The 22,711-nt window shown below is 63.1% G+C and carries 21 protein-coding genes and 1 pseudogene; 7 read left to right on the top strand and 15 right to left on the bottom strand.

The genetic code is table 11. The annotated features are described in order from the left end of the window. Positions 1-73: 73 nt before the first annotated feature. Positions 74-799, bottom strand: a pseudogene (locus tag AWC27_RS33120) (BadF/BadG/BcrA/BcrD ATPase family protein); the annotation flags it as partial. Positions 800-878: 79 nt separating this feature from the next. Between AWC27_RS33120 and AWC27_RS05405 the strand changes: the two are divergent. The 3 genes from AWC27_RS05405 to AWC27_RS29930 all read left to right on the top strand — a co-directional run bounded on the left by AWC27_RS05405 (position 879) and on the right by AWC27_RS29930 (position 4,177). Beyond that, positions 879-1,751 carry a VOC family protein gene (locus AWC27_RS05405; protein WP_085669531.1) on the top strand — a complete coding sequence of 291 codons (873 nt, stop codon included), beginning with the start codon at positions 879-881 and terminating at the stop codon, positions 1,749-1,751. A gap of 200 nt (positions 1,752-1,951) precedes the next feature. Continuing rightward, positions 1,952-3,703, top strand: coding sequence for a serine/threonine-protein kinase (locus AWC27_RS05400; protein ID WP_085669530.1), 1,752 nt, complete (start codon positions 1,952-1,954; stop codon positions 3,701-3,703). A 264-nt stretch (positions 3,704-3,967) separates the two neighbouring features. Further along, complete coding sequence (locus AWC27_RS29930; protein WP_139836779.1) at positions 3,968-4,177, top strand: hypothetical protein; 210 nt, start codon at positions 3,968-3,970, stop codon at positions 4,175-4,177. A 28-nt stretch (positions 4,178-4,205) separates the two neighbouring features. Here AWC27_RS29930 and AWC27_RS05390 read toward each other — a convergent pair whose 3' ends face one another. The 7 genes from AWC27_RS05390 to AWC27_RS05360 form a co-directional block, all read right to left on the bottom strand. Next, positions 4,206-4,811, bottom strand: a complete 606-nt coding sequence (locus AWC27_RS05390; protein ID WP_085669528.1) for a TetR/AcrR family transcriptional regulator — start codon at positions 4,809-4,811, stop codon at positions 4,206-4,208. Between the two features lie 79 nt (positions 4,812-4,890). Next, positions 4,891-5,601 (bottom strand): maleylpyruvate isomerase N-terminal domain-containing protein, encoded by a 711-nt coding sequence (locus tag AWC27_RS05385; protein WP_245846861.1) that lies wholly within the window; start codon positions 5,599-5,601, stop codon positions 4,891-4,893. Positions 5,602-5,793: 192 nt separating this feature from the next. Beyond that, entirely contained in the window at positions 5,794-6,294 is a 501-nt protein-coding gene (locus AWC27_RS05380; protein ID WP_085669527.1) for a CHAP domain-containing protein, read from the bottom strand. A 114-nt stretch (positions 6,295-6,408) separates the two neighbouring features. Next, a complete protein-coding gene (lipY, locus tag AWC27_RS05375; RefSeq protein WP_085669526.1) occupies positions 6,409-7,593 on the bottom strand; it encodes a triacylglycerol lipase LipY in 1,185 nt (394 codons plus the stop codon). A gap of 136 nt (positions 7,594-7,729) precedes the next feature. Further along, the gene (locus tag AWC27_RS05370; RefSeq protein WP_085669525.1) at positions 7,730-8,398 is read right to left on the bottom strand and encodes a TetR/AcrR family transcriptional regulator; all 669 of its coding nucleotides are present in this window, start codon (positions 8,396-8,398) and stop codon (positions 7,730-7,732) included. After that, positions 8,391-9,629 carry a cytochrome P450 gene (locus tag AWC27_RS05365; protein WP_085669524.1) on the bottom strand — a complete coding sequence of 413 codons (1,239 nt, stop codon included), beginning with the start codon at positions 9,627-9,629 and terminating at the stop codon, positions 8,391-8,393. Before AWC27_RS05365 ends, AWC27_RS05370 begins: the two co-directional genes overlap by 8 nt. Continuing rightward, the gene (locus AWC27_RS05360) at positions 9,626-10,657 is read right to left on the bottom strand and encodes a hypothetical protein (protein ID WP_139836778.1); all 1,032 of its coding nucleotides are present in this window, start codon (positions 10,655-10,657) and stop codon (positions 9,626-9,628) included. Before AWC27_RS05360 ends, AWC27_RS05365 begins: the two co-directional genes overlap by 4 nt. A 471-nt stretch (positions 10,658-11,128) precedes the next feature. On the opposite strand from AWC27_RS05360, the gene AWC27_RS05355 reads away from it, so the two are divergent. Continuing rightward, on the top strand, positions 11,129-11,920 hold the full coding sequence (locus AWC27_RS05355; protein WP_085669522.1) for a methyltransferase: 792 nt from the start codon (positions 11,129-11,131) through the stop codon (positions 11,918-11,920). A gap of 389 nt (positions 11,921-12,309) precedes the next feature. Here AWC27_RS05355 and AWC27_RS05345 read toward each other — a convergent pair whose 3' ends face one another. Then, complete coding sequence (locus tag AWC27_RS05345; protein ID WP_085669520.1) at positions 12,310-13,065, bottom strand: SDR family oxidoreductase; 756 nt, start codon at positions 13,063-13,065, stop codon at positions 12,310-12,312. 57 nt (positions 13,066-13,122) lie between these two features. Further along, a complete protein-coding gene (locus tag AWC27_RS05340; RefSeq protein ID WP_085669519.1) occupies positions 13,123-13,551 on the bottom strand; it encodes a Rid family hydrolase in 429 nt (142 codons plus the stop codon). 302 nt (positions 13,552-13,853) lie between these two features. Here AWC27_RS05340 and AWC27_RS05330 point away from each other — a divergent pair, with 302 nt between their 5' ends. From AWC27_RS05330 to AWC27_RS05325, 3 genes are all read left to right on the top strand, one after another. Then, positions 13,854-14,813, top strand: coding sequence for a molybdopterin cofactor-binding domain-containing protein (locus AWC27_RS05330; protein WP_245846860.1), 960 nt, complete (start codon positions 13,854-13,856; stop codon positions 14,811-14,813). Then, on the top strand, positions 14,810-14,950 hold the full coding sequence (locus AWC27_RS31845; protein ID WP_245846859.1) for a hypothetical protein: 141 nt from the start codon (positions 14,810-14,812) through the stop codon (positions 14,948-14,950). The genes AWC27_RS05330 and AWC27_RS31845 overlap by 4 nt, the downstream gene beginning before the upstream one ends. A gap of 117 nt (positions 14,951-15,067) precedes the next feature. Next, the gene (locus tag AWC27_RS05325; RefSeq protein WP_085669518.1) at positions 15,068-16,306 is read left to right on the top strand and encodes an HNH endonuclease signature motif containing protein; all 1,239 of its coding nucleotides are present in this window, start codon (positions 15,068-15,070) and stop codon (positions 16,304-16,306) included. Between the two features lie 123 nt (positions 16,307-16,429). Here AWC27_RS05325 and AWC27_RS31475 read toward each other — a convergent pair whose 3' ends face one another. The 5 genes from AWC27_RS31475 to lipY (AWC27_RS05300) form a co-directional block, all read right to left on the bottom strand. After that, positions 16,430-16,897, bottom strand: coding sequence for a VWA domain-containing protein (locus AWC27_RS31475; protein WP_211281560.1), 468 nt, complete (start codon positions 16,895-16,897; stop codon positions 16,430-16,432). After that, positions 16,837-17,319 (bottom strand): hypothetical protein, encoded by a 483-nt coding sequence (locus AWC27_RS31470; protein ID WP_211281571.1) that lies wholly within the window; start codon positions 17,317-17,319, stop codon positions 16,837-16,839. The genes AWC27_RS31475 and AWC27_RS31470 overlap by 61 nt, the downstream gene beginning before the upstream one ends. Positions 17,320-17,408: 89 nt before the next feature. Next, the gene (locus AWC27_RS05315) at positions 17,409-19,040 is read right to left on the bottom strand and encodes a PPE family protein (protein ID WP_085669517.1); all 1,632 of its coding nucleotides are present in this window, start codon (positions 19,038-19,040) and stop codon (positions 17,409-17,411) included. A 937-nt stretch (positions 19,041-19,977) separates the two neighbouring features. Continuing rightward, a complete protein-coding gene (locus tag AWC27_RS05310) occupies positions 19,978-20,781 on the bottom strand; it encodes a crotonase/enoyl-CoA hydratase family protein (RefSeq protein ID WP_085669516.1) in 804 nt (267 codons plus the stop codon). A 448-nt stretch (positions 20,782-21,229) separates the two neighbouring features. Then, positions 21,230-22,489: a triacylglycerol lipase LipY gene (lipY, locus tag AWC27_RS05300; RefSeq protein ID WP_085669514.1), complete on the bottom strand. Its 1,260-nt coding sequence runs from the start codon at positions 22,487-22,489 to the stop codon at positions 21,230-21,232. Positions 22,490-22,711 lie beyond the last annotated feature (222 nt).

The raw sequence follows: 22,711 nt of genomic DNA, 5'->3' as shown, positions 1-22,711 counted from the left end.
CGTGGATGGCCCCCAGCCGCAATGTGCCGTCGAGCGCGTCGCCGGTGGGCGTAACCGCGTCGATCCGCTCGCTCAGCGCCTTCACCCCAGCCAGACCCCCGACTATCGCCACCGGGCCATTGCCCACCGCACGGGCAGTCGCGGCGAGCGACTCGGCCGCAGTGTTGATAACCGCCATGGCCACTGGGTCGTCCGCCGCAGCAAGGACGTCGGGCGCGAACGACGCGACCGCGGCGGCGTCGGTGAGCTGTGCCGGCCAAGTTCTCGGCGGGCCAAATCGCGCACGGCCGGCATCCAGCAACGCAGTGGGCGCTCCCCGCCCGTCGACAGCCCGCAATGCCGCGCGCAGCCCGGCCGCGCCGATCCACGCACCGCCGCCCTCGTCACCCAGCAATGGACCCCAGCCGTCGGCGGTACGCAGCGCGCCGTCGGCGTCGATCGCGAGCGCTACGACGCCGGTGCCGACGACCAGCACAACACCAGGCTTGCCGTCCAGCGCGCCGGCATGCGCGATCACGCCGTCACCGGTGATCGTGACCCGCTCCACCCCCAGCGAAGTCAGCAGCGCCTCGCCCAGCGCACGCGCGGCATCCGGCGCGTTCAACGCGCCCGCCGCGCCCACGATCACCTCCTCGACCGGCCCGAACTGCTTGGCAACAAACAAGATTGCCGCCTGCGCGGCACGCACTCCGCCCGGTGCCGCGAGCCCCGGCGCGCCTGGCCCCGCCACCCTCCGGCCGCATCCCGCGGCCCGACACGAGGTCTTGCCGAGATCTATCGAGAGGATCACCGAATCCATGTTTTCACGAGGCCACAGTTGTTGAACACGTCGTTGGGGTGTCAGGTAGCTCGCGCGGACGATCGGGCATGCTGAGTCCGTGTTCGACGCCCTCGACCATGTGATTCTTGCCGTGCGTGACCTGGGCGACGCCACGCACCGCTACGCCACCCTGTTCTCGCGCAGCCCCTCATGGCGTGGGATTCATCCGGGCTGGGGCACGGCGAATACCTTGTTCCGGCTCGACAACACCTATCTCGAGCTGATCACGCCCCTCGGCGATGGCCCGTTCGGGCGCACGGTCGCAGCGCATTTAGATCAACAAGGCGACGGCCCGATCGGGCTCGCGTTCGCCACCTCCGACCTTGACGCCGCGTACGCACAACTCGCCCGCATCGGCCTCGACCCACCGCCCGTATCACCAGGCCTGGGCCGCGACACCGACACCGGGTTGACCCGGCGCTGGCGCAGCGTGCTGCTGCCGCAGACGCGTACCCGCGGCGTGCTGATCATCGCGATCGAGCACGAGTCGCCACATCGCCTTCCCGAGGCGTCTGCCGCGGGGTCACAGGATGCGGTCGTCACGGGGATCGACCACGCGGTGGTCAGGACATCCGACGCCGATGCCGCCACCGAGCTCTACCGAGATGGGCTCGGGCTGCGCCTGGCGCTCGATCGCAGCTTCCCCGACTGGGGCATGCGGCTGGTATTCCTGCGGGTGGGCGGGGTCACCGTCGAGATCGCTCAGCCGCTGTCCGCCGTGCAGCTCCCGGCCGAAACCGATCAGGTCTGGGGGCTTTCCTGGCGCGTTGGCAACGCCGATGCGGCGCGTACGCGGCTCGCAGACGCCGGCGTCGAAGTCTCCGAGGTTCGCCCGGGACGCAAACCTGGCACGCGCGTGATCACCGTCAAGGACGGCACGTGCGGTGTACCGACGCTATTGATCGAGCCACCTCAGCGCGCCCACCCGTAGTTAAAGTGGCAAAACCAACAATCATTCGAGGTGACGGCCGCCACGGCGCAGCAGCGTCCGCCCACGTCTCGGCACCCGCCAACCAAGACATCAGCGCAGTTCAGAGAGAATGTTGAGGTCCTTCTCGAGGCAACGCGGCGGTTGCCCGGCTCGCCGGCAGAATTGGCTCCCCGGCCGCGCCGGTTTGTAGGCTTTCGGACATGCCGTTGAACAACGGTGAGGTTTTCGCTGGCTACGTCATTGAGCGCTTGCTCGGCACCGGTGGCATGGGCGAGGTATACCTCGCCCAGCATCCCCGCTTGCCCCGCCACGACGCGCTGAAAATCTTGTCGGTCGCCTCAACCGCCGACGAGGAGTTTTGCGCGAGGTTCAATCGCGAAGCCGAGTTGGCCGCAACGCTGTGGCATCCGCATATCGTCGGCGTGCTCGATCGCGGTGAATTCAACGGCCGGCTCTGGATCTCGATGGACTATGTGGAGGGCACCGACGCGGGCCGATTGGTTCGGGAGCGCTATCCACAAGGCATGCCAGAGCAAGACGTCGCAGAAATCGTGACAGCCGTGGCCGATGCGCTGGACTTCGGTCATGAGCGTCGCCTGCTGCACCGCGACGTCAAGCCCGAGAACATCCTGGTGACCTCGGCCGATGGCCACCGCCGCAGAGTGTTGTTGACCGACTTCGGCATCGCTCGCAGGATCGACGACGTCAGCAACCTCACTGAGGCCAACGTCGCGATCGGAACTATCAGCTATGTGGCCCCCGAGCAACTTCTGGGCAAACCGCTTGACGGCCGAGCCGATCAATACGCACTGGCTGCCACGACCTTTCACCTCCTAACCGGCGCGCCACCTTTTCAAGACTCCAACCGCGCGGTCGTACTCAGCCACCATCTCAATACCCCACCACCGCGAATATCCCAGCGCCGGCCCGAACTCGCGCACCTGGACGCCGTGCTGGCCAGGGCGCTGGCCAAAGACCCGAGGCAGCGCTACCCGACTTGTGCCGACTTCGCCCGAGCTCTCACGCGGCGGGCCACCGACGAGCTCACTTCAGGCGAACGTCCGACCACGCAGCGCCTCGAACGTCTGGTCGTCAATGGAATAGCGCGCGGCGTACAGCGCAGCGCGGTCGGCGCCCAAGATCCCGTCGGGATCGTGTCGTTCCAGGTGGTCCCGTATGAGCCACTAGAAAGTGGGCGCGCCCTTGTTCCGGTCGAAATGCCAATCGATCTGGTAGCAGATCAGCTCGCAGACGGGGATGAGGTCGAGGTCAGCGGCGCCTGGGACGGTGACACACTCGACGCCGACAAGATCATCAACTATTCCGTCGAACCCGCGCCGAAGCGCCGCCGAGCCCGCGCCGAATCGCCGCAAGACACCGCGCCCAAACGCAGCAAGGGCTGGATCCTCGCGGTCCTGGCCGCCGTCGGCGTGATCGTATTGACCGCTGCTGCGGTGCTCTGGTTTACCGACGGCTTCGGTCACCAAACGCGCCGTCCCGGTCCTATGGTGAAACCTGTGAGCGCAACGGTGTTTTCACCCGATGGCGCTCCCGACAACCCCCAGGACGCCAAGTTGGCCATCGACGGCAAACCGAACACGGGGTGGTCCACCGTTACCTATAAGGACGCCGTCCCCTTCCCGAAATTCATCCAGGGAATGGGTCTGTTGCTGCACCTGTCCGAACCGACCGAGCTGAGCGTCGTGACGCTGGACGTGCCCAGCACCGGAACCCAGGTACAGATCCGTTCGTCGCCTACCGAAACCCCAGCCAAGCTGTCCGACACCACCGAACTGACCCCGACCACGACACTGCAGCCGGGGCACAACCAAATAGCCGTGCATAACCGGACCAAGACCTCAAATGTCCTGGTGTGGATCTCGACCTTGGGCACCACAAATGGCGAGAGCCGCACGGAAATCTCCGACATCACGCTGCAGGCGGCTGGCTGAGCTGTTCGCCGGCCTTGCGCCCGCCAAACTGATTAGGCGGGCGCCGCAACCTTCGACACGCCGATGTGCATCAGCAGCGATGCCGCGAATCTTGACGACCTGACCCGCGCGAAGTACCTCATGGTAGACAGCCCACGGCCAAAGCCCGAGCGAAAGGGTCACGCATGCATCAAGGTCGTCACCCATCGGTCGCGCACCGACGCACAAACGAAGAAGAGCGCATGGGCGCGCGCGGTACTGCACATCGCCGCAATGCTTTCGGCGGTGATCGCCATCCTGGCCGCCCTGATCGCGACGTTCAACCAGTCGACATCGGACACCCTGACCATTTCGGCGACATCGGGTCTGGCCGCTGCGGGCGCAATTCCGCTTCTTGAGATCGTCGTCGTTGAGGTTTCGAATCCCGCTGATTTTCAATCTGTTTCGGCTGTATCAACCGGGATTCGCCCCAAGGTGCGGCGATGCAAGCCGTAGCGTGTGACGCGCGCGGCCAGTCACTCGCTCACCCGGCGCGCAGTGAATCGATCAGCCGGTTGATCACCGCGCCGGCGTCGTCGCGGGCTTGCTGAAAATCGTCGGAGCGAGCGATGTATAGCGTCGCCTCGCGCAGCGCGCCCAGCATCGTCACCGCCGTCGCCTCCACCGGCTGCGGTGGAATATCGCCGGACTGGATCGCGGCGGTGAGCAGACTCGTGATGAGTCCGAGGTTGTAGCGCTGGCCGACCTCGTTCCAGCGTTCCCACCCCAATACGGCGGGCGCGTCCATCAACGCAATGCGCTGCACTTCAGGGTCGGCGCACGCGTCAAGCCAAAAAGTCGAGCCCAGCCGCATGATCTCGACTGGATTGGTCTGTCCGGCGGCCGCGATCCTCTCGCCCATCCGCGCCGCCATCTCCCCCTCGACCTTTTCCAGTACTGCAGCGAACAATTCCGTCTTATCGGCGAAATGGTGATACAGGGCGCCACGGGTCACCCCGGCGTCGCGCACGATTGTTTCCAACGCAACGTCGGCAAACCCGGGCGATGCGAAAAGGGGTCGGGCCGCGGCGATCAAGGCGTCGCGAGTTTCGGCTGCACGTTCGGCCTGCGTACGGCGCTTGTCCGGCATTGCCCAATCATCACCTCCCGGCGGTCCAATACGGTATCGACCCACCGGCACTGGCGAAGGCGCCCAACGATGTGCCCTGTCAGAACACCCTGAACTTGCGAACGGCTTCCAGCGTCGACGGATCCCCTTCGGCCGTTACCCCGAGTTCGTCCCAGGTGCCGCGGTGCGTCACCCACGATACGAAAGCCAGAGAATCAGAAGTGATTTGAGCGGCGACATCGGTGCCCTCGCCGATCCGCAGCTTCCGCGCGCACAAACCGTCGAGGTTGATCTCGACCGTCTTCTCGATCCCCTCGATGAGGCTCGCATTCTGCTGTGGCAGTGCCGCCTCGATCCAGTCGAGCGTCGGGTCAAGCCGCAGCTCGTCACAAGGCGGGGGTTCCCCGTTCAGCGGGCCGTTCGGCTTGAACAGATCGCACCGAACATGGACGAAAATCTCGAAGGCAAAGGCCGCCGGTACCACCGAGGCGGGGTAGGTGCCGACATCGCCGAGGGGGATTTCGACGTCCTGCGCCTGGACCGCGGCGAGCAATTCAAGACCGCGCAAACTCACCGATTCATAGTCGGCCACAACCTGTTCGGGAGTCATCGAGCGACGGGATTCCACGTAAAGGTCAGCTGCGCGTTCGGCGGGTATTCCCGCCGGGTCGGGCAGGGTGGTCGGGTCGACGGCCAACCAAAAGCTGCACGCCATGTGCGACACAAGGTCCTGCACCGACCAGCCCGGGCATCCGCATTCCTGTGCCCACAACGCGTCTGGGATCTGCCCGCACAGCGCGAGGACATCCATGCGACCTACTTCAACCGCCTTTATCGCGGAACTCGTCATCTCCAATCCCTCCAACATACATACCGTATGCATTAACATACACACAGTATGTATGTTGCACAAGCGTAATCTCCGGGAGAGTGCCGCTGTTGGGCGCCGTCGAGGTTGAGCCGCTCGGAGTCGCAGACGTGGATAGCGTCCCGCTACGACACCTCAGGGAATCAAGATGTAGCTCACACCCGGGATGTCTTTGACAATGCGTGTGTCGAATTCACGGAAGCCTGTGGTGCGGTAGCCGTTGGCCGCGGTAGCGCCGGGGCCGAAGTTCATTTCAGTGATCGTCACGTCCCCTCCGTCGACGGCCTCGACCCATGCGACGTGACCGACTCCCCCGACGAGCGAGCTGCTGTAGACGGCGATCGAGCGGGTCTGCGCTTCGCCGACCACGGTCCAGCCAGCCGCCTTTGCCTGACTGGCCCAGTCTTCGGCGTTCCCGGTAAGGGCTCTGACGTAGTAGCCGGCGTGGACGTGTATCTGTTCTTGAGCGCCCCAGGTGCAGTAGCCCTCGTAACCGCCCAGGGGGTTGTAGTCAGTTGTCGGGCCTTTGTTCCGGCCGGTTGCGGTATCCGCGTTAGCCGGTGCCGTAGCCAGTGCGGCTACCAGCCAGAGTGCACTGCTCATGGCGACGGCCGCCGCGATTGCCTTGGCCTTCATCGGCTTCTCCTGCCTGACGTTCGCATGTCAAGGCGCTATCAACCCGTTACCTACCTGTTATCGCTGAGCGGCCGGCATTCGTTTCACTACGCCTGCGTTGCGTGACTCGCAGCGTTAGGAAGCGATACCGAGTTCCCGGTCGATCTGCGGCCAATAGAGGGGGCCTACCGGAGTGAGCAGAACCCAGTCGTGAATTCCGCCGTTGCCCAGCACGAAGCTCATCTGGACCCCCTGGGCTAAAGCTGCCTGCTGCAGGGCGGCCGCCTCTGTTGCGAGTGGGTCCAGTGAGCCCGAGTAGACGTATGTCGGCGGAAGTCCGGTCAGTGACCCATAAAGCGGGCTCACCAGATAGTCGTTCACCGCAAGATTGCCCGCCCACACCTTGCCGAGCTGCCCACCGGAATGCGTTAGGTCCAGCCACGGGGAAAGCAGCACCATCGACGACGGGACGGGGCCGAGTGCAGGGTTCTGCACCATGTATTGGACGGCCGCTAGTGCGAGGTTGCCGCCTGCCGAGTCGCCGATCACGCTGACGTTCTGCACCCCGTGCTGAGCGATTTGCGAGGAGATGAAGCCGGCCATTTGGGGTACAACCACGCCGGCAGTACCGCCTTGCTGCAGCAGGGGGTAAATCGGCACTTGGTAGGTCGCGCCGGTCTGATAGGCCGTTACCGAGTAGTTGAGCCAGTGGAAGATCGACGGCGGAAATATGAAGGCGCCACCGTGCAGGGCGACCACATACTCCCCAGTGGGATGCGCCGGCGTGATCTGCACGACGCGCATCCCGTCATAGGTGCTGTATTGAACCGTTTCTCCCAGCAGCGATGTCAGCAACGGTGGCGGCGAGTTGCTGATCCCGATCGACAGCAGCGGGTTGTCGCCCGTCAATTGCGCTAAGAGTGGAGAACCTGGTTCTGAGAGCAGAAAATTGAATCCGGACGCCAATGTGGCGGGGACCTGCTGAATCTGCTGCTGAGCACCGAATAGCGCTTGCTCCAAGGCCGCCAATGGCGAAGCGTTGGCCGCCTCGGCGGCGGCATACGAACCGGCCGCGCCGTTCAATGTCTGGACGAAACGCTCGTGAAAAGCCGCCGCCTGCGTGCTGAGAGCGTGATAGGCCTGGCCGTGGGCCGAGAACAAATCAGCGATCGCTACGGACACCTCGTCCTCGGCCGCAGCCAATACCGCGCTGGTGGCGCCCACCGCGTCGTGGCTTGCCGTTGTGACTGCCGAACCAATCGAAGCCACGTTCGTGGCCGCGGCAGACATCAACTCTGGCAACGCAACAACATACGACACCGCGCCGCTCCCACTACCTCAGGGCATACTCCCGAGTTGCCCAGCCCCAACCGATCGTCGAATAGCCCGGAGCTTATGCCCGCGCGGGTGCGTCACGGAGCAGTTTTGCAAGAAGTAGCAGCGCGGAGATGCGACTTCAGGACGCCGCGGACGGGCGCCGCCTAGGTTTGGGCGCGGGGAGTCGCAGAGCGTCCATGGCCTGCGCGAGTCTCGGATAAATGATCGCCGGCCCCAGCCAGCGCGCCAGGAACCTCCGCAACGCGACGCCATCGCGTGGCGGCTGTCCCGGATCGACCAGCATCGAGTGAAAAGTGCGCAGACCTAGCTCGGCCAACTCGTCGAGAGCCTCTTCGTCGTAACCCTGGCTTTCCCAGTCGACATCGAGCCGGTGCAGCATCGAGCGACTGAATGCCTTCGCGGTGTCGGAGGTCAACGAGACCGTCGATCCGCTCTTGGATCCGTTGCGCAGCAAGTTGGCGAATTGAGCGTCATCGCCAAGCGTTTCCACCGCGAACGCGACGCCCTCGACCAGAGCGGCTGTAGGTTCGGTTAATCCACTGATGTGCTCGGCAAGCTGATCCAGAAATCCATTCGCAGAGCGCATGGCACTGGCCAGCAACAACTCTTCGCTGCCGGGGAAGTACCGGTAAACGGTCTGCCGCGTCACGCCCAACGTACGTGCCACGTCTGCGATACGAACAGAGGAACCACGCTCGGCCACGATCTCGTCGGCGGCGTCGAGGATACGGTCGATGGCCTCCTCGTCGGTCGCGGGGGCGTTACCCGACCAACCGTGACTACGCACTCGAAAACTCTATGGGCAATGTCGTCGGACCGCTCAAACCCATCATCGGTTTCCAGGGCGCGGGCCCCGTCCGCGACGGATCCGGCATTCGCTGAGTGAGGATCTTGAGCGCCTCGGCAAGCTCGAGCCTGGCCAGGTTTGCACCGAGGCAGTAGTGGATACCGCCACCGAAGGTCAGCACGGCGGGCGCTCCTATGCGGGTGATGTCGAAGCGGTCGGGGTCGTCATAGACGGTCGCATCGCGGTTGGCCGCGAAAGTATTCACCAGCACCATGGTTGCGGGCGGAAAGACAAAGCCGCCCAGCTCTGTGTCCTCGTCCACCACGCGAAGCGTGCCGCATGCTATCGGCGAATGCCGCATCGTCTCCTCGACGGCGTTCGCGGCAAGTTGGGGCCGCTGCGAGAGCAGTGTCCATTGATCCACATGGTCGCAGAGCACGTCGACGGACGCGGCCAGCTGATTGCGCGTGGTGTCAGTTCCGGCCAGCAGCAGACCGGCTGCAAGCATCCGCAGCTCGTCGCCGTTGAGCCGGTCGCCTGAAAAAGTCGGGTCCTCGGCCCTGATGAGGTCCGACAGCAGGTCATCGGTCAGCGTATGTCTCCGCCGGGCCACCATCTCGTCGACGTAGGCGTCGAGTTCGCCCCATGCCCGCATGACGAGGCCTTCGTCGATGCCTTCGGGGTTGAGCGTGAAGGCGGTGAAGATATCGTCGGCCCATAGCGAGAACTGATGCCAGTCTTCGCGGGGCGCCCCGAGCAGCGCGCAAATGATAGGGACGGGATACGGCCGCGCGATGTCAGCGACGATGTCGCAACGCCGCTGGGCGGCAACGCGATCGACGAGTTCGTTGATCACTTCGACGATTGTGTCGTGCAGACGCGCACTCGCTCGCGGTGTGAACGCTTTGGACACCAGGCTGCGTAGCCGTCGATGTGCCGCGCCTTCGAGGCACAAGAGACTGTTGACGAGTTTGTCCCACAGCGGACCCGATGTGATTCCCTGAGCAAGCAGGTTGATGCCCGGTGGAATCCGAAACCTTTGATCCCGCAGCACCGTTCGCACCAGCTCATGCGAGAGCACCTCTGGCCCGAAGGGGCCGATCGCAATCGCGGCCTGCCGTTGCGCGGCTTGAATCCGGGGGTAGACATCGGCGGGGGTTTCATCGAACTCATAGGACAGCGTCGGCAACCCGGCGTCGAAAACGTTGGCTCGCAGCGCGTTTACGGTCATGCTCCGCTCCCCAGGTTTGCCGTAACGGCCGGTCTCTGCATTGGTGCGGCAATCTGGCTTCCACGAGCGGCGCGCGGTGGGTAGGTCGCCAATGCGATCATCACGGCCAAGCCGACGGCTTGAACGACGACGTACTGGGTGAGAGCACCTTCGTAAACGATATTCGCGACCGCCATCACGGCTAGGCACGCGACGTACAGAAGAACTAGGCCGACAGTGAACCGCTCGACGGGAAGTGGTCGTGCGGTGCGTCGCGCGACAAGGGTGACCGCGACGTAGCCGGCGACGAGCAGCACCACGAGCGGCCACTGCGGACCGCCCAGGGCGGTGGCGATCATGATCGGCGACAACAGGATAGGGCCCACGATCAACACCGTGAGCGCAGCCAGAGGCGGGAAGCCGGCAAGAGCCTTGACATTCGACCACCGCTTGTCGACACTTTCGACGCTGGCGTCGATGCGCGGCTGCGCCCTGAGCATGATGTAAATGAACACCGCGTCCCAAATACCCTGCCAACATAGGTCGACCAGAGGCCAGCCGACCCAATACTGGAAGAACCTGACGTTCGGGTCCCACGTCCACCACACGACGTGTCGCAGGTTGCCTTCGACTATGTACAGCGCGTCCATCGCGATCATGAATAAACCGCCTATCATCGATGCGTGCCAACGCTTTTCAACGCCTAGGCGCTCCACGACCTTGAAGCCGGTGAACAAAAAGACCGGATAGAAGATCAGGACGTAGGAGGGCATCATCGTGGTGCCCTGCCATAGCCCGAACGCCGGCCAGTTGATCATCACGGCGAAATCGCCCTGCTGGTAAAGGTTCAGCGTCGCCATGCCAGCGAGTTCGAGGACGAGTCCATAGATGAATGCGGCGATGAGCACGACGATGTACCCGCGCCGGCCGTGGCGGAACTGCACGACGGCATACGTCAGCGCGGCCAGAAACATAACCAGCAGCATCAGATCGCAGAGATTCGTCTGCCAAGGCCATGCGGTGGGGTTGTTGAACACGATCAGGTTCATGGTCACCTGCTCAAACGATATCGACAGTCAATACAAAACGTATGGCGGTCAATCAAGAAAGTCAACGAAACATCTCCGACAACGCATAGATGGCCATACATAAATGACAATCCGTCTTGTCTCAAGCGCGCTGCGTCGCTAACCTCGAGTGGATGACGGACGGTGGCCGCATTTAGCCGACCACACCCGAATAGGGCACCGGCGAAGCCGGCAACGCAAGCCGCGGCGGCGCTGCCGGCGTGGGCGGCGGCTCTCCAGACACATGCCCAACACCGGCCGCTGCCGCGGGTGATACGGCGCGCACTCGCCCTACCAGCTTGAGAACAACACTGCAGGTCAAACATCTGTTGCTAAATGGTGGGCACATCGGGTCGCCCAGCCCAGTGACACGTGTTGTGATCCCGCCGTGTGCCCGACCTCGTCTTGCTGACCGCGTGATGGTAGAAGGTGTTCTACCGCGGAGGGAGCTCGATGAACTGGTACACCGGCAATACCACCTATGACAGTGTCCTGACGTTCGCCCTGGCCTTCGCAGCATTCGTGATCATCGGCGGCCTGTTTCGGCAGACTCCCTACGGTCGATTCGGCTCCACCGCGCGGGGGGTGAATCTCAACCCAAAGCTGGGCTGGTGGCTGATGGAAATCCCCGCAACCGTTGTGTTTGCGATCTGCTACTTCACCGGGCCGCGTCGATTCGACGCCACGCCGCTGGTGCTTGCGGCCATCTGGCTGCTGCATTACGGCAACCGGGGCTGGTTCTTCCCGCTGTCGATCAGACAGGTTCCGGGCAAACGCAATAGCTTCAACGTCTTGGTCCTCGCCCTTGGAATGCTGGTCACCACGATGCACGGCTACCTCAATGGCTCGTTCTTCAGCCACGACTACAAACATCAGTACGGCATGAGTTGGCTGACCGATCCGCGGTTTCTCGCCGGAGCGATCGTGTATCTCGGCGGATTCCTCCTGCTGATCTCGTCGGAGTCGATCGTGCGCAATTTGCGCGACAAGCAAAACCCGGGCGCCACCGATTACAAGATCCCGTACGGCGGCGGATTCCGGTTCGTCAGCAGCCCGGCGTACCTGGGCGAGCTGATCGCATGGGCCGGGTTTGCCCTACTGACCTGGTCGCTCGCTGGGGTTGCGATCCTGCTGATCACTGCCGGAAATCTAGTCCCGCGTGCTTTCGCCACGCACAAGTGGTATCGCGAGAAGTTCCCCGATTATCCCGCCGAGCGAAAAGCCTTGATCCCAGGGCTGATCTGAATGAACCGCTGACGAAAAGCCTTCCATTCGACGTCGCCGCGTGCGGTCCCGGGACTTCGCAGCTTGAAGCGCTACAAGGTGACTCGTACTTCGGAGCTCAACATCTCGCCGTCAATCATGTAACCGAATCCCGGACAGCCGGGAAGGCTATGTGGCGGGTAACCAGGGGCACCCGGTGGATGGTTGATGAGAACGGTCATCACACGGGCATCGTCAGGAATCAACTGCGACCGTCCTGCCTGCGCCAGCTCCATTGTTGATTTCGACTCGAAGTCAGTCGTAGCTCGTGACATTCGTTGTCTTTCTTATAGTTTCGAGCAGAACACACAGCCGCAGCCGCGTCGGCGTTGAACGACTAGTAGGGCGACATCTGCCAGTTGTGTACGCAGTCAGGGCTGTTTCGATTGGGCGTCGATCCAGTCGGAGTACCGAGTAGCGAAGATGGTGGCGTTCTCGTGGGGTGCAAGGGTGTGATCGTCAATCACCGCACCGAAGTAGGGCGCCGCGGCGTCGGTCACGACCCGGCGTTGATCACCCTTGGCGGCCAGGGCCGTGCGGACAAAGTCGTCCATTCCCATTGCTTCGGGTCCCGAGATCTCCATCACTGCGTTGATAGGACGTCCGACGGCCGCGCGGGCCACGGCAGTGGCGACATCGGCTGCGGCGATCGGACGAAACAACGCGTGCGGCAGCCTGACAACGTCTCCGTCTGTCGCGGAATCGGCCAAGCCGAGCACGAATTCATAGAACGGAGTTGCTCGCACGATCGAATAAGGCCGGCCCGAATCCTTGATGAGGTTTTCCTGCGCTGCTTTCGCGGTGTTGTAGCCACTATCTGGCATGGTTTGCGCGCCCACTACGGACAACGCGACGTGGTGTTTGACTCCCGCTTCCTGTTCAGCAGATAGGAGATTCGTCGTCGTGGTCGTAAAGAAGTGCATCACGGGTTCATCATCGAACAAGGGTGAATCGGCGACGTCGACTAGGACATCCGCCCCGGCGACGGCGTTGGCGAGTCCTTCACCGGTGAGTGAATCGACACCTGATCGACGTGAGGCGACGATTACGTCGTGTCCTTGCGCACAGAGCTTGGTCGCTACTTTCGAGCCGATCAGTCCGTGACCGCCAATAACTACGATCTTCATAATGAACCTTTCACAGTTGCGTTTGACTGGCTACGCTTCCCGACCTGGCACCGACGTCTACTTGCTGGCGGATCCGACTATGGCGACGACCTCGATTTCGACACGCTGGCCGGGCAGTGCGAGCGCCTCGACGCCCACCGCGGTCCACAGCGGCAGACTTTCGCCGAAACGCTGGCGGAACTGGTCCACCATCACAGACATGTGTTGATTACCAATGCAATCGGCGGCCGTAGGGACGTGGTAGGAGTGGATGTTCACGATGTCGCCCCAGCAGGCGTTCGCCTCAGCGAGGGTCTTTTCGACGTTGTCACACGCCTTCACGATCTCGTCCTCCAGCGATGTGGCCGACAACGAGAAATCCGCGTCCCAGCCGCCTTGCCCGGAGATCTCGATGCGATCACCGATGCGTAAAGCTTGGCTGTAGTGGTTACGGGTACGGGCGATTTCGCCGTATCCGGGGGTGACGAAGAATTCGGGCCTGGACATGCGGGGGTTCCCTCTCACTGTTGTTTCGGAGACATGGTTGCTGCAATCGATGTGCTGCCGGGAGCAGCGCGTTCGGCGAAGGCGCCCACGAGACCGGCCTCGGCCTTGTTCATCAAATAGGTTTACCGGGATATTTCAGGTCGAAGCGTTTGCATAGTCCGGGGACACTGTCGACATCCATCTCCAACTCGTACCGTGCACAGAGTTCATCGAGGGCCTGTGTCGATATCTTGTCCACACCGCCGAGGTCAGCAAGCTCGTCGAAGAACTGCTCAAATCCTGCGGGGGAAATGATCTCAAGTATGCGCGCGGGCTCATCGCCCGCATTCCAGGCGGCGGCTCGGGAGCAGGGACGCCGCCTCGGCCTCGGGATCGCGACCTACATCGAAGGGGCTCCCGGGCCACTCGGATTCATGGACGCGGTCATGCCCGGCTTGTCCGCGTTCGCCGGCTCCGAGCCGATCCACGCGGTCCTCGAAGGCGACGGCAGCGTCACGCTCCACACCCGGCAGGTGCCCCATGGCCAAGGCCACGAGACGACGCTCGCGCAGGTGGCCGCCGATGAGCTGGGCGTTCCGGTCGAGGCCGTCCGGGTCAGATACGGCGATACGAAATTCGCGCCATTCGGCATCTCGGGCACCGGCGGAAGCCTGTCGGCGGCGATGGCGGGCGGTGCGGTCGCGCTGGCTGCGCACACGCTGCGCGAGCACATTGTCGACATCGCCGCCGACCTGCTGGAGGCATCGCCGGCGGACATCGTCATCGAAGGCGGTGACATTCATGTCGCGGGCGTGCCTGCGATGTCGCGGACCTTCCGCGAGGTCGCGCAGGAGGCGATGCGGCGGGGTGTGGTCGACGGCGCGGCCGGCAACGACCGACAGGGCCGCGGTGAGGCCATCCGGATTCACCGCGACTGGAACGGCGGCCAAGGAGGGTGGGCGCAGGCCACCCACGTGTGCTGGGTGGAGGTCGATCTCGAAACCGGGCAGGTGAAGATTCTTCGCTACGCGGTCGTGGAGGACTGCGGCGAGATGATCAACCCGGCCATCGTCGAGGGCCAGATCCGGGGTGGCGTCGCGCAGGGCGTGGGTGCGGTGTTCTACGAGAAGACCACGTACGGGCAGGACGGGCAGCCCCGGTCGGGGACGTTCATGGACTACTTGATCCCGACGGCGATGGAGATCCCCGCGATCGAGATTCACCACGTCGAGACGCCGACGGACATCCGTTCAACTATCGAGGCGTCGGCGAGGGGGGAATGATCGGCGCACCGGCGGCGATCACCAATGCGGTAGAGGATGCCCTCGCCGATCTCGGCGTCCGGATCACCGAACAGCATCTCCCACCGACCAGGATTCTCGAGCTCGCCGGCGTCATCCCCGAACGCACCGACCGGTAACCGGGCGAGTTGCGTTCGGTCGCAATATTTTTGATGTCCGTGTAACGGTCGGCCTGTCACGCCGCGGCCCACAATGGGTAGCCGAGAATTGTCGTACCCCCCTGCGATGATGAAGTCATGCCCTCGACCGCAGTGAATCCCGCCGCGCGTCTTGAGGTGCTGTTCGAGGAGTTGGCGGAGTTAGCCGGTCAGCGCAATGCGATCGATGGGCGCATCGTGCAGATTGTCGCCGAGATGGATCGCGACGAGTTGTGCGGCGCCACGGGCGCACGGTCGGTCGCGGCGTTGGTCGCCTGGAAGATCGGCTCGTCATCGGCAAACGCTCACACGATCGCCACCGTCGCACACCGGCTCGAGGAGTTCCCTCGCTGCGCGCAGGGCATGCGCGAGGGTCGACTGTCGCTCGATCAGGTAGGCGTCATCGCTGCACGGGCGGGTGAGGGATCCGATGAGCATTATGCGGAACTCGCCCGGGTCGCCACGGTCAGCCAGCTGCGCACCGCGGTCAAGCTGGAACCACGACCCGAACCTGATCCTGGGCCCCAGCCTCCTCCGCGGCCCTCGATCACCAAGACCTCCGATGAGGAGTTCACTTGTTGGCGGATAAGACTCCCGCACCTCGATGCGGCGAAGTTCGACGCGGCGCTGGCGTCGCATCGTGATGCGCTGATCTCCGAGTGGAAGCGCGATCACGGTAATGCCGAGCGCAGCTCAGATCAGCGGCCCCCGTTGCCTGCCACAGGCGAGGCATTTATGCGCTTGGTCGAAGCCGGATGGGACGCCGAGGCGGCCCGCCGGCCCCACGGGCACCACACCACGGTGGTGTTGCACGTCGACGTTGAGCAGCGTTCCGCCGCAGTGCATCTGGGTCCGCTGCTCACCGAAGCCGAACGTCAATACCTGACCTGTGATGCCACCTGTGAGGTCTGGTTCGAGCGCAACGGCGAGGTCATCGGCTCCGGCCGAGCGACCCGTGAGATCAACCGGCGCCTGCGCCGCGCGCTCGAGCACCGTCACCCCACGTGTGCGGTTCCCGGCTGTGAAGCCACCCGCGGCCTGCACGCGCACCATATCCGCCACTGGGAGGACGGCGGCCCCACCGAGTTGGGCAACCTGGTGCTGGTCTGCCCTTATCACCACCGGTTGCATCATCGTGGCCGCATTACCATCACCGGTCCCGCAGACGATCTCACCGTCACCGATAGCTCCGGCCGACCGCTGCGCGCAGGTTCGCTCGCGCGTCCGCCAACTCAACCCCCGCCCGCGGTGGCGCCGTACCCGGGACCAATCGGCGAGCGGGCCAACTGGTGGTGGTACGAACCCTTCCAACCCCAACCACCACCGACAAACAACTAGTTTCATTACCGGAGCGGGTTATTGGCGGCCCGCGTCGCGGACATTGTGCGCAGACACCACCGATAGCCGGCCAGCGCCGAAGCTGGCCGGCTTGCTAGCGAATGTCCTTGTGAAACTTTACTTTTAACGTGCCGCCGACTGCCTCGAGATGACCTCGAGCAAATCGTCCAATGCGTTGAGGTTGTGGCCCTCGACGAAGTCGTCGATGTAGGGCAGTGCTGCGGCCATACCGCGAGCCAGGGGGGCGTAACCGGGCGACGCCTTGAGTGGGTTGACCCATACCACCTTGTGAGCCACGCGTGACAACCGCGCCATTTGATCGGCGACTACGGTCGGGTCGCCTCGCTCCCAGCCATCCGAGAGGATGACCACCACGGCGCCGCGAGACATGCCCCGCATCCCCCACTCGTCGTTGTAGTCGCGCACAGTGTCCCCAATTCGAGTTCCCCCACACCAGTCGGGCACCACCGCGCCCGCGCGACGCAGCGCTTCATCGGGATTGCGGGACAACAATTCCCGCGTCACCCGGGTCAGGCGCGTTCCCATGGTGAAGGCTTCCACGCGGCGGCGGCCAACCACCGCTGCGTGCATGAACCGCAGTAGCGCCCGGGACTAGGGGTCCATCGAGCCGCTGACGTCACATAACAAAACAACCTGCGGGGCTGCAGGGTCGGCGCGAACCAGGCCCGGCGGATGGGCTCGCCGCCGATGCGCAACGCACGGCGCACAGTCGCGCGGATGTCAGGCCGCGAATGCCGCCGCCACTTGGCGGGCCGTCGGCGCCTGCTGCGTCGCATCGCCGCTGTCGCACGAAGACGAGCCATCAACCGCTGCGCGTCGGCATAGTCTGTTGCGGTGTATTGGCTAAAGTCCTTGCTGCGCAGCACTTCTACCGGGCTATAGCGCACCGCCGTCGTGGGCGCTCGGCTCGGATGCTCGGCGTCGTCTTCGGTATCCGGATCCGGGTCGTCCGCAGCCGCGATGATGGCTGCCACGATCAATAGAGCCTTCATAATCGCACCCATTCGGCTGATCACTTAGCTGGCGACGACGCTACTCGCGCGGGCGCCAATCTTTTCGACTGCCGTTAACGCGTACGACGTCAGTCGGGCACTTCCTCAATGTTGAGCACGCCCGATACCTGGAAACCGTTGTTGAGTAAACCCGAGACCGAGCCGGAGTTGGCGGCGGTACCTTGGACGCCGGTGTTAAAGAAGCCCGACATCAAGCCGACTGTGGGCGAGGTGCCCACCGCGTGGTTTCCAATACCTGAGATGGTCCCACTCGAAGGCCCCGTGCCGGTAGCTGAATTGAAGAAGCCGGATATGTAGCTACCTGTATTGCCTACGCCCGAGTTGAGCAGACCGCTGTCGGTGGTGATCCCGATCCCGTTATTGACGTCACCCGAATTCCAGATACCTGTGTTCACGTTGCCCGAATTCCCATTGCCGGTGTTCGTGTCGCCGGAATTATAGAAGCCCGTGTTGAACGCGCCCGCATTCCCGAAGCCGGTGTCAAGTGACCCGCTGTTCCCGAAGCCGGTGTTGAGCCATCCGCTATTCCCGATACCAAAGGTGCCTAGACCCGAGTTCCCAAAGCCAGCGTTGCCCCCCGCGCCCGAGTTCGCGATACCGACATTGCCAAAGGTGTTCAGCCCGTTGAGGTTTGAGTTGAAGATGCCGACGTTGTCGTGCCCGGAGTTGAAAAAGCCGATGTTGTTGTGGCCCGAATTGCCGAAGCCGATGTTGCCGGTACCGGAGTTCAGTCCGGCGAACGTGAACTGACCGGTTGCCGAGTTGTAATAGGCATTTCCGAACCCGACTAATCTATTTCCAGTAAGCCCAAAGCCGACGTTTCCGGTGCCACTATTTCCAGCTCCGACGTTCTCGATACCGTTGTTTCCGATGCCGAAGTTTCCGTTGCCAAAATTCCCGATGCCGAAATTTGCGCCGGGATTTGAGCTGGTATGCGGGTCGCCGGTGTTTCCGAAACCGATATTGTCGTTGCCGAAGTTGCCGCTGCCGAAGTTTCTGTTGCCGAGATTTCCGCTGCCGATGTTCCCACTGCTCGGGTGTCCGGCAGTACCGTTCCCGCCGCCGAGGTTCCCACTGCCGGTGTTTCCGCTACCGATGTTGGCGTTGCCGTTGTTGCCGTTGCCGATGTTGCCCGTAGTGCCGGGCTTGTTGCCGATGCCGATGTTGAACGGCAAGGCTTGCAGCAATTGCTCGAATGGGTTCAAACCGGCGGCCGCTGCCACCGCTTCGGCCTGGTAGCTAGTCATCGCGGAGACGTCGGCGGCCCACATCTGTTCATACAGGGCCTCGAGGTCCATGATCCACGGCGCGTTCAACCCGAAGAAATTCGACCGCACCAATTGGACAAACGCATTGCGGTTGGCTGCTATCGCCAACGGGTGGATCGTGGCCGCCTGTGCGACCTCGAATGCGCTGGCCACCGCCTGCGCTTGGCCGGCTGCCCCGGCAGCTTGTGCTGATGCCGCGCTCAACCAGCCCGTGTACGGGGCGGCAGCAGTGGCCATGGCCGCCGAGGCCGGTCCCTGCCAAGCTTCGTTCACCAGCCCCGAGGTCACGGAGGCAAATGAATTCGCAGCGGCCCCAAGTTCATCGGCCAATCCATTCCATGCCGCAGCCGCGTCCAGCATCGGCGCAGAACCGGCACCGCTGAACATCAACAATGAGTTGATCTCCGGTGGCAGCATCGGAAAATTCACCATGATTGACCCTCCTAACCCGGTGCCCAGCAAACGTCGCAGGAAACAATCGAGCAATCCGTGCGGCAGATGCTACGAGCGAGGTCGCGGGGATATAAGGGACCAAATGCCCCAACGCGGCTTACGGAAGTCATGCAGGCTCGACTTCGGTAGGCCGGCGAACGGCGTCGAACACCGTTCACCAGTCGGCCGGTGAGCACCCCGAAGTAGGTGCTGTAATTCGGTGGAACTGCCCGGAATTGAATCCGTTTCGTGATGCCGGCCTGTCAGCCGAACCTGCCCCGAGCATTGGCCTCCGGAGGCAAAGGATGTGCCCAAAACACGTCCGGCGAGGCCCTCGATTGACTGCGCAATTACAGGTCCCGCCGGATCAGCGAAATAAGCTGTAAATCAACACCTTTGACGCATTTCGCCGATACAATCGACTCGCGGGGCAGGCATCAACGCGAGTGCCGGGAATGAGTAGGACTTGCGCCGAGGAACAGAGTCCGGTTGAAGCGGACCGCGCGCCCGCCCTTTTGCCAGGGGCAACAATCCGGGAACCCCGGGCCTAACTCGGAGCCGGACGTACTACCCAGGTGTCAGTTGGGTGCGCGCATATCAACGCGTCACCATCTGGCGACTGCGCGAAAGCCCCACTAGCGGTACGGGTATGAGTCTCCTCCACACTCCCCGTGCCACCAATTTGTCGAACGCCAACCACCGGGTACGCGGCCGCCACCCCGACGTCCGGTTCCCGCGTAAACCAACAGCAGCACCGCCAGGGTCACGCCCGACGATGAACTTTCCGGTGCGGCTACCGCTGGGCCGTCCTTCATTCACACCGTCAGTCATATTGGGAACTACATCTGCGCTGGCAAGTGGGGCCGCGCCCAACGCAGCCGCTGTGATGGCTCGTCGGGAACGCCTAGCGGGCGCGAAATGCCCAATGCTAGCGGCACTAAGCGGGGTCGGCGAAAACCGGTTGCTCCCCGGACATTCCAGCGACCACGGCGGCGATCTGGTTGGGTGTGCCGATGAGGCCGGTCTGCAGAACTGATTCGAGCGCAAGAGCGGCCGCAGGGTCGTTGCTGATCCAGGTTTCGTCGTAAAGGCGCTTCGCCGCACGAATGGCATCCGGTGACTTCAGTGCGATCTCGCCCGCGAGTGCCAACGCCGCTGATAGTGGATCCGCGGCCGTCCGAGTGATCAAGCCGAGCTCGCAACCCTCGCTGCCGGAGACGATTCGGCCCGTGAACGTCAACTCTTTCGCGACGTCGATCGGTAATAGTCTCGGCAGTGTCTGCGTGATGCCCATGTCGGGAACGAGTCCCCACTTGATCTCCATGATGCTCAGCTTCGCGTCCGGCGCGGCGATCCGGATGTCTGCGCCGAGCGCAATCTGCAGACCGCCGCCGAAGCAGTTGCCGTGGATCGCGGCAATGACTGGCGCCGGTACCAACGACCAGTCGTAGCTCACGCGCTGAGCGAGGTTCGCCGTCCGGTCCTCATCTCGGGACAACAGAACGCCCGTGCCACGCTCGCCGCCCATGAAACTTGCCACGTCCAAACCAGAGCAGAAGCTCTTGCCCGCACCGTGGAGAACGACCGCGCGGACCGATGTATCACCTGCCAACTGCTCTGCGGCAGCCACCAAGCCTTCGAACATCGCTTGGTCGAGCGCATTGTGCTTGTCGGCGCGCACCATGGTCGCCGTTGCCACGCCGTTGTCGTCGATCCGCACCCGGACTCTGTCTTCGCTCACGAGTGGCAATCTATCGCGCCGGGACCGGCTGCCCGGCCGACGCAAGAGTTCTCCAAGCAATCAGGAGCACGCTGTGGTTACCAACCGACGGAGGCATCAGAACATGAACCGACGAATCGCAGCACTGGTATCCGCTGTGTTGGCTAGCTGTGGGTTGGGCCTGGCAGCTCCTGCACAGGCCCGACCCCTACCACCGCACACGTGGTGTCCGGGCGATTCCATGGTGTATTCCCGCTACGACATGTCGTCCGGACCGGGGGTCGCCTACCAATGGGACATGAATGTCTGTCACACGTGGTACTGGGTACAGCACTCGGCCGGCAACGTTCCGTACCAGGGCAAGCTACCGAGCGATGTGTGGGACGGAGACAATCCACCTCCGGTTAAAGAGGATTCATGCGACTTCTGCTCGTAGGCGGTGCCCCTGGCCCGCACTGCTCGACAGCAATCAGGCCGCGATACCTAATTCCTGGTTGATCTGCGGCCAGTAGAGCAAGCCCCACGGGCTGAACAGAACCCAGTCGTGGGTTTGGTAGTTGGCCAGCACGAAGCGGAATGGGGCTCCTTGGGCTACGGCTGCTTGCTGAAGGACAGCCGCCTGGGCCGCAAGTTGATCCCATGACCCCGAGTAGACATACGTCGGCGGAAGTCCGGCAAGGGACCCGTACAGCGGACTCACCAGATAGTTGTTCAGCGGCAGATTGCCTGCCCACATGTGTGCGATCTGCAAATCGAAAGCGTCGTGCCACGGATTTCCGACGTCTAGCCACGGGGACAGCAACACCATGCGCGACGGTACGGGGTCACCCTGGCTCACCATGTGTTGAACGGCCGCTAGTGCGATGTTGCCGCCCGCTGAGTCGCCGATCACGCTGACGTTGGAGGCCCCGTGTTCGGCGACTAACGAGGACATGAGGCCCGCCATTTTGGGCGCGACGACGCCGGCGGTACCCCCTTGCCACACCAACGGGTAAATCGGGACTTCCATGGTCGCGCCTGTCGCGTTCGCCGTGACTGAGTAATTGATCCAGTGAAAGATCGAGGGCGGAAGGATAAACCCGCCACCATGAATCGCAACCACGTATTCGCCGCTTGGATGAGCCGGCGTGATCTGTACGACGCGCATCCCGTCGTACGTGCCGAGCTGGACCGTTTGTCCCATTAGCCAAGTCAAATACAGTGACGGGGCGTTGCCGATGTACCACGCTAGCGGTGGGTCTTCGAGCAGCTGCCAAAGGGGATTATTTGCCGCGGCAAGTGGAGTTTCGAGTCCGGACAAACTCAGGAGGGGCTTTACCGGCCACAGTGCGGCGGATTGAACTCTGTTGGCCAGCGACGGTGTGTCGGCGACGACCGCGTTGGCCAACCGGCCGAACCCGGTGGCCAGGCTCGTTGGGGCCTGCTCAAACGCATCCAAAACCGACGCGTTGGCTGCCTCGGCGGCGACATAAGCACCGGCCGCGCGTGTCAGTGTCTGCACAAACCGCTCATGAAATGACGCCGCCTGTGCGCTAAGAGCTTGGTAACCCTGGCCGTGGGCGGAAAACAACGCCGCGATCGCCGCCGACACCTCGTCTTCGGCGGCGGCTAACACCTCCGTGGTGGCACCGGCCACGCCTCGGTTTGCCGTCGCGACCAACGAACCAATCGAAGCCACGTCCGTTGTCGCGGCGGACACCGTCTCGGGCAGCGCAACAACATATGACACCGCACCGCTCCCACCATCTCAGGGCAATTCCGAAGTCGCCCAACCGATACTGATCGCCGAGTAGCCGGAGCTTATGCTCACGCCGAGAGGTCGCGTGGCGGTTTGCAGCAAAGTGACCGACGAACTCGCTCTTCGTCAGTGAGATGGCTCCATGGCCAGAAAATCCAGACATGATCTCGCTGGACAGCGTTGAAGTATCGGATTTAGCATCTGTTGGCTACC

The organism is Mycobacterium szulgai, assembly GCF_002116635.1.
Taxonomy (GTDB): domain Bacteria; phylum Actinomycetota; class Actinomycetes; order Mycobacteriales; family Mycobacteriaceae; genus Mycobacterium; species Mycobacterium szulgai.
The sequence above is the reverse complement of the archived record's forward strand: the minus strand, read 5'-3'. Positions and strand labels throughout refer to the sequence as shown.